Origin of the sequence: Pseudoalteromonas sp. PS5 (assembly GCF_004103255.1) — a bacterium.
GTDB classification, from domain to species: domain Bacteria; phylum Pseudomonadota; class Gammaproteobacteria; order Enterobacterales; family Alteromonadaceae; genus Pseudoalteromonas; species Pseudoalteromonas peptidolytica.
This window is the reverse complement of the sequence record NZ_RCSQ01000050.1, coordinates 23890-29997: the sequence shown is the minus strand read 5'-3', so window position 1 is coordinate 29997 and position 6108 is coordinate 23890. Positions and strand designations below refer to the sequence as shown.

The 6108-nt window shown below is 44.0% G+C and carries 3 protein-coding genes; 2 read left to right on the top strand and 1 reads right to left on the bottom strand.

Annotated features, from left to right (window positions below):
* Positions 1-197: 197 nt before the first annotated feature.
* Positions 198-1766, top strand: a complete 1569-nt coding sequence (locus D9603_RS07070; RefSeq protein WP_128730785.1) for an NADH-quinone oxidoreductase subunit L — start codon at positions 198-200, stop codon at positions 1764-1766.
* A complete protein-coding gene (locus tag D9603_RS07065; RefSeq protein ID WP_128730784.1) occupies positions 1766-4180 on the top strand; it encodes a DUF2309 domain-containing protein in 2415 nt (804 codons plus the stop codon). Before D9603_RS07070 ends, D9603_RS07065 begins: the two co-directional genes overlap by 1 nt.
* 582 nt (positions 4181-4762) lie before the next feature.
* On the opposite strand, the gene D9603_RS07060 is transcribed toward D9603_RS07065, so the two are convergent.
* Entirely contained in the window at positions 4763-6073 is a 1311-nt protein-coding gene (locus D9603_RS07060; RefSeq protein WP_128730783.1) for an AAA family ATPase, read from the bottom strand.
* Positions 6074-6108 lie beyond the last annotated feature (35 nt).

Below are 6108 nucleotides of genomic sequence, written 5' to 3'. Positions count from 1 at the left end.
TTTAGTTGTTCTAAATGAGAAATTTTTAACGCTGTTAGCGTCAGATTTACTCCTTCAAATTGAGCAAGTATTAAGTCAAATTGGTATTATACATAACAAAAACAGAATGAATAGTTGAATTATATCTATTTTTATTAAGTTAAAAAGGTTGGAATAATACTGATACCGTAAAATTCGATAACGAAGTGTAGAAATTGATGCTTACCACCTTGGTGATTTTACTGCTCCTCCATTTTGTCGTTGCCGCTTTTGTGATGGGAAAAAGCACAGCTCAAAATGGTTTTTTATTCCGTGTTACTAACCTTTTTGCTCTGGGTGTTGGCCTTTGTTTGGTGCTAGCTTGGGGGTATTGGAGTACCTCAAAAAGCAACGCAAACACATTGTTTGAAATAAACTTTTTGCGACTTTGTGTGGTTTCTCTTATTGGCTTTATGAGCTTTGTGTTACTGCGCTATTCAATTCATTACCTTGATGGCGACAAGTTACGAGGACGGTATTTTCGCAGCCTGCTGATCACATTGCTGTGTGTGACTGTGGTGGTGTTAAGCAATCACTTGATACTATTTTGGGTTTCTTGGGTTGGAATTAGCCTAAGTTTACATCGTCTTCTAGTGTTTTATCCAAACCGACCAAGAGCTGCCTTGGCTGCACATAAAAAGTTTATTTTGGCGCGGTTGGCGGAGTCAGCACTCTTAGGTGCTTTTATCTGTATCTATTTAACCACAGGCTCACTGCAAGTTAATGAAATATCGGAATTTTATTCGACATATACAGGCGCGATCACAGCTTTGGATCAAACCGCCGCCATTTTATTGGCTGTTGTTGCGTTAATAAAGTGTGCTCAGCTCCCCGTTCATGGGTGGCTAATGCAGGTTGTTGAGTCTCCAACGCCTGTCAGCGCGCTGCTGCACGCCGGTATCATTAATTTAGGTGGTTTTCTGGTGATGTTATTTGGAGCCTTAGTCTTACGGGTAGAGGCTGCGAAGTGGCTGCTTTTAATTGTAGCAGGGATCACCACGTTATTAGCGGCGCTTATTATGACTACGAGGATCAGCTTAAAGGTTCGTTTAGCTTGGTCTACATCAGCGCAAATGGGGCTCATGCTGGTGGAATGTGCGCTTGGGCTATACGAGTTGGCGCTGCTACACTTGCTTGCTCACTCAGCGTATAAAGCACATGCCTTTCTTAATGCGAGTCAATGGGTTCATGAAGACTTAACTCGACGGATGAGCAAGCAAGTAGAGCCGCCTTTGTGGCAGTGGTTAGGCGCACTTGGTGTTGCCATGGGTTTGGTTTATGGTGCAGCAAGCAGTATCGGGTACCAAGGGCCTGTGAGTATTTGGGCACTGATGATAGGCGCACTGACAGTATGGTTGGCACTGCGGTTCGAAGCTCAGGTGCTGCGTAGCTATTGGAAAATACTCGGTATTGCGTTGGTACTACTGGTTGTGTACAGCGTACAGAAATGGTTATTACATTTTATGGTCGCTTTACCCGACGAGCTAAGAACACAGGCTTTTTCCGCTTCAGATATATGGCTGCTCACCATAGTGATCACATTAGCGATAGTCAATTATCTACTTTACTATCGCGCCTACTTACCTCTGGTACAAAAGCTGTCTCGATTATTATATGCAGGTCTCTATTTGGATGAATGGATGACTAGATTGACCATATTACTTTGGCCTGTGCAGCTGCCTCGTACCAAAAAGCAAAAGTATCTCGCTAAACATCATTATACCCCCAACCTTGAGGAGCTGAAGTAATGTTCAATCACAGTAATAACCAGAGTGTATTGTCAGCGCCACAGCAACAGCAATTGCTCGACGCAGAAATGCGGATCGCGCCAACTTGGCCGCTTGATCAGTTAATTGCGGTTAATCCGTTTTGGGGGATAAAAGCCTTGTCATTTGATGTGGCGGTGAGCAAACTGAGTGCGTTGGCACAAGTTAACATGTTGATGCCCATTGATTTCTATCTTGAACAGTGGCTACAAGGGGCTATCGCGCCTGCTGCGCTACAACAAGCTGCCGAGTACTATCAGGTGCCGCTCAGCAATAATGAATTACTGAATTGGTTAAGGCAAAGTCGCCGAAAAGCGTTACCACATTGGCATACATTGGCTGATCTATTTGACCGCTACCGCTCTGAACACAAGATGCCATGGCAAGAGGAAATAACCCATCAAATTAGCCAATTTTGCGCTGCCCACTATCAGCAAATGCAGCCTATCTTGAAACAAACCCAAGGACACAAAAAGCTCTGCGTTTATCGTCATTGGCATGAGACGGTTTCTCAAGATTTGGGCATAAGTATCGTGATGGGGGAACCTGGTTTAGTCGAATACTTTAAACAGTTACCGACAGAACCTGATACGGTAATAGCGCTGACCGTTGAGACATTGGGTATTGAGTTCACAGCGCTTGCGGACTACGCACATATGCTGCTGTTAGATATAAATGGTTGGGCGTCATGGGTCGGGTACGAGCGTTGGCAGGCCAATCTTACCGGCAGCCCAACTTCTGACATGCGGGCGCTATTGGCTATTAGAATGGCATGGGAGCTTGTGATTTGGCAGTATGTTAGTAAACGTTATCCTACGATGTTTAGTCAAATCAGCCATCATTGGAACAGGCAAAAGCAGCAGCTACCTAAAATCATCGCGGAGCATAAGCAAGCACTCTCGCCAAGGTTGTTATTCCAGCGTGCACTAGAGCTTAGCTATCAAACTAAGTTAGCTCAACAATTCGAGTGTAAGCAAGCACATGAGAGCAACGCAAATATACTACAAGCTATATTTTGCATTGATGTGCGCTCAGAGGTAATACGTCGGGCATTAGAAAAGCAGCACCTTGGTATTCAAACGATGGGATATGCTGGTTTTTTTGGCTTACCGATAGATTATCGAGCCTCAGATAGCGGCTTTGAGCGACCACAATTACCCAGTTTATTAAAAGCCCCATTAAAGGTAACACAAATACACGAGCCACAATCGCTAACCACACAACGTCAACATGCGGGGCGCTGGCAGAGTTGGTCACATTCTGCCGCAGCTTCTTTTTCTATGGTTGAATCGATGGGGATGAGCTATTTTTACAAGCTGTTACGTAAAGTGTTTATGCTGCATCCCACCGCGCACCCTGTTGATAGCCACATAGGTACAACAGCATGGCGGCTTACTCAAGATGAAAGAGAGATTTCGGCTACTGAACAAGCTCAATTGGTTGCACCTATCTTAGCGGGTATGGGACTAACAACATTTGCAGATACAGTTTTGTTAGTAGGTCACGGAGCAAAAACCACTAATAATCTTCACGACGCGGGGCTACAGTGTGGCGCATGCGGTGGTCAATCTGGCGAGGTTAATGTAAAGGTACTCGCCCAGCTATTAAATGATGTTGCGGTGCGTAATGAGCTGATAAAACTGGGGGTGCAGATCCCTGTCACAACTCGGTTCATCGCGGCATTACACAATACCACAACAGAGCAAATTGTAACTTATGGCGAACTCAAACCAGAGATCAGTCAGTGGCTAAAACAGGCATCACATCTAGCCCGCATTGAGCGCTCAGAGGCACTTGCAATCACCCCCGATATTTTGTCACAGCAACAGCTAGAACAGCAGTTTAGCGCTCGAACCAAGGACTGGTCTCAAGTACGTCCTGAGTGGGGGCTTGCGAATAACGCTGGATTTATTATTGCGCCTCGACAGACAACGCAGGGGCTAGACCTACAAGGTCGAGTGTTCTTACATGAGTACGATTATCAGCAAGACCCAGAGTTAACTAAATTAACCTCAATTTTAACGGCGCCAATGCTCGTTACTAATTGGATTAATATGCAATATAACGCCTCAGTCACCGATCCTGGTAAGTATGGTAGTGGTAATAAAGTACTTCATAACGTGGTAGGGGGGCGAATAGGCGTTTTTGAGGGTAATGGTGGTGATTTGCGAATTGGTCTGCCACTGCAATCAGTTTATAACGGTGAAAAGTGGATGCACACACCACAGCGTTTGAGCGTAATAGTCCAAGCACCGACAAGCGCCCTTGAGCATGTGATAGCTGAGCATGAAGTGGTGAAACAACTGGTGGAAAATGAATGGTTATATTTAATTTCCATTTCACCAAAATGCAACGTACTCAAGCGATTTGAGCGGGGGCAATGGCACAGAATTTAAGTCAAAATTGGTTTTTATTATCGCCATCAAGTGCCAAGTGTAATGAGATATGCAAGAGTAAACTCAGCTCAAACTGCCAACAATATCACGATATCGAACACAATAAGGTATGTCACTAAACCGGTGACATATCTAAAAATATGGCTGGTTATTCGATGTTTTGAATTTGCTCATTGAGTAGAAGCCTAGACCTTAACAAACTCAATGAGTTACCGAAGATAAACCGTTCAAAAATGCCTGTTTGCCCACCACTTGCCTATGGCTTTTACTAAATCTTAGTGGTTAGCAATGGAAAAACAGTGCCGTTTTTATGCTGCTGTTAGAGCTTAAACATAGCAGTTCTGAAGGGCTTTATCGAGCACGATTTCTGCCAACATAGCTTCGCCATTTTTCGCTTGTCCTATGTGACCGTGATGAGTCAGCAGAAAACTAGCCTAGCCTTAAATGTTATCATGGTGTCCATTTTCATAGAATAAAGCTCAATTTGGATGTTTTGGTGTCCAATCTTGGCAAGACTGAATATCGAGTATCCGTCATTCAGGTCTACAAATTGTTACTCATAAGCTAAGCAACGCGCTTTTATCATCTCTGAGGTAAATACTGCGTGAAATACAAAGGCATCACGATATTGGTTTGCTCTAGCGCTGATGAGCCTTGTGTACCCGTTAACTTAAAGGTTTTACTTGGAGTACATTTTTCAACGTAGGATGCCAACGATTTTGCTCTTGTACGTTTACCACTTTTGACCTCCACAGGGACGATATCGCCTTCATCGGTCGCCAAAATAAATTCGATTTCGGCGCGGGCGTCATTCCATGAATAGCTTGGGTCAACGCCAATAGCTGTGAGCTCTTGTTGCACAAAGTTTTCAGCCACATAGCCTTTGTATTCATAGTTTTGTTGCTTAATCTCTTTATAACTGCTGCCCAGCATATGATTGAGCAGGCCCACATCAAATAGAAATAGTTTAACCATATTTTCTTTTTTATAGGCTGCCAGCGGCGATTTCGGTAATCCTTCAATAGGGTAGTTTGGCAAAGCTAAGCGGCAGCAGTTAAGCCAATGGATCGCGGTTTCAAAATCGCTATAACGAGATTTACGCTCATGCACATGCTTAAATTTAAAGCGTTTAACCGACTCATCGCTGACAAGTGATAGCTGGGCTGGAATGCTATTAAATACCGATTCAATTAGTGTGGCGTCGACCTTGCCCGCGTACTTACCAAAATCGCGGCGATAACCTTCAACTAAATCGGCATGAATTTTTGTGACTTTTTCAACACGCTCTAGAATGCTTGAATCCTTAAACTGATACCAAGCAGAAACGGCTTCCGGCATACCACCGGTAAAAAAATAGTCGGTTAGTTTATCCATCAGTTTAGTGTGCACCACCGGTGTGCTTGCTTGACTATCAAATGCTTTGATCAGTGCTTGCTCGTTGGATGCGTAAATAAATTCTTGGAAGGTCAGTGGTCGTAAATTGTATTGTTCTACCTTGCCCACAGGGAAGGTGTTGAGCAAACCAATATTTGAGCCGCTGGCAGCGACAAAATAGGACGGTGCTTTTTCGGCAAAATACTTCAGCGAAGTAACGGCTCGTTCACATTCGCCAATTTCATCTAATATCAGCAAGTCGGTTTCTGGATTGAACGCTTGGTTGGTTAACAACTCAATGTTCATTACTAGCTCGTCAGGTGACAGTGAGCCATCGAACGCTTCTTTGTAGGCAGGGTTTTCAAGGAAGTCGATACGAAGGATGTTGGCAAAGGTGTTCCCAAATAACTCTTGTAGCAGATAGGTTTTACCTGTTTGTCTTGCGCCATCGATCAATAATGGCTTGCGCACAGGTTGATTTTTCCATGCTATTAGGGCGTTGAGTAAGTTACGCTGCATTGTCATTTCCCGCCAATTAAAACTGTTAACTGCCT

What these genes read in the sequence shown, in the direction of transcription:
- D9603_RS07070 (WP_128730785.1), top strand. Translation starts at nt 198, where the DNA reads ATGCTTACCACCTTGGTGATTTTACTGCTCCTCCATTTTGTCGTTGCC.
- D9603_RS07065 (WP_128730784.1), top strand. Translation starts at nt 1,766, where the DNA reads ATGTTCAATCACAGTAATAACCAGAGTGTATTGTCAGCGCCACAGCAA.
- D9603_RS07060 (WP_128730783.1), bottom strand. Translation starts at nt 6,073, where the DNA reads ATGCAGCGTAACTTACTCAACGCCCTAATAGCATGGAAAAATCAACCT.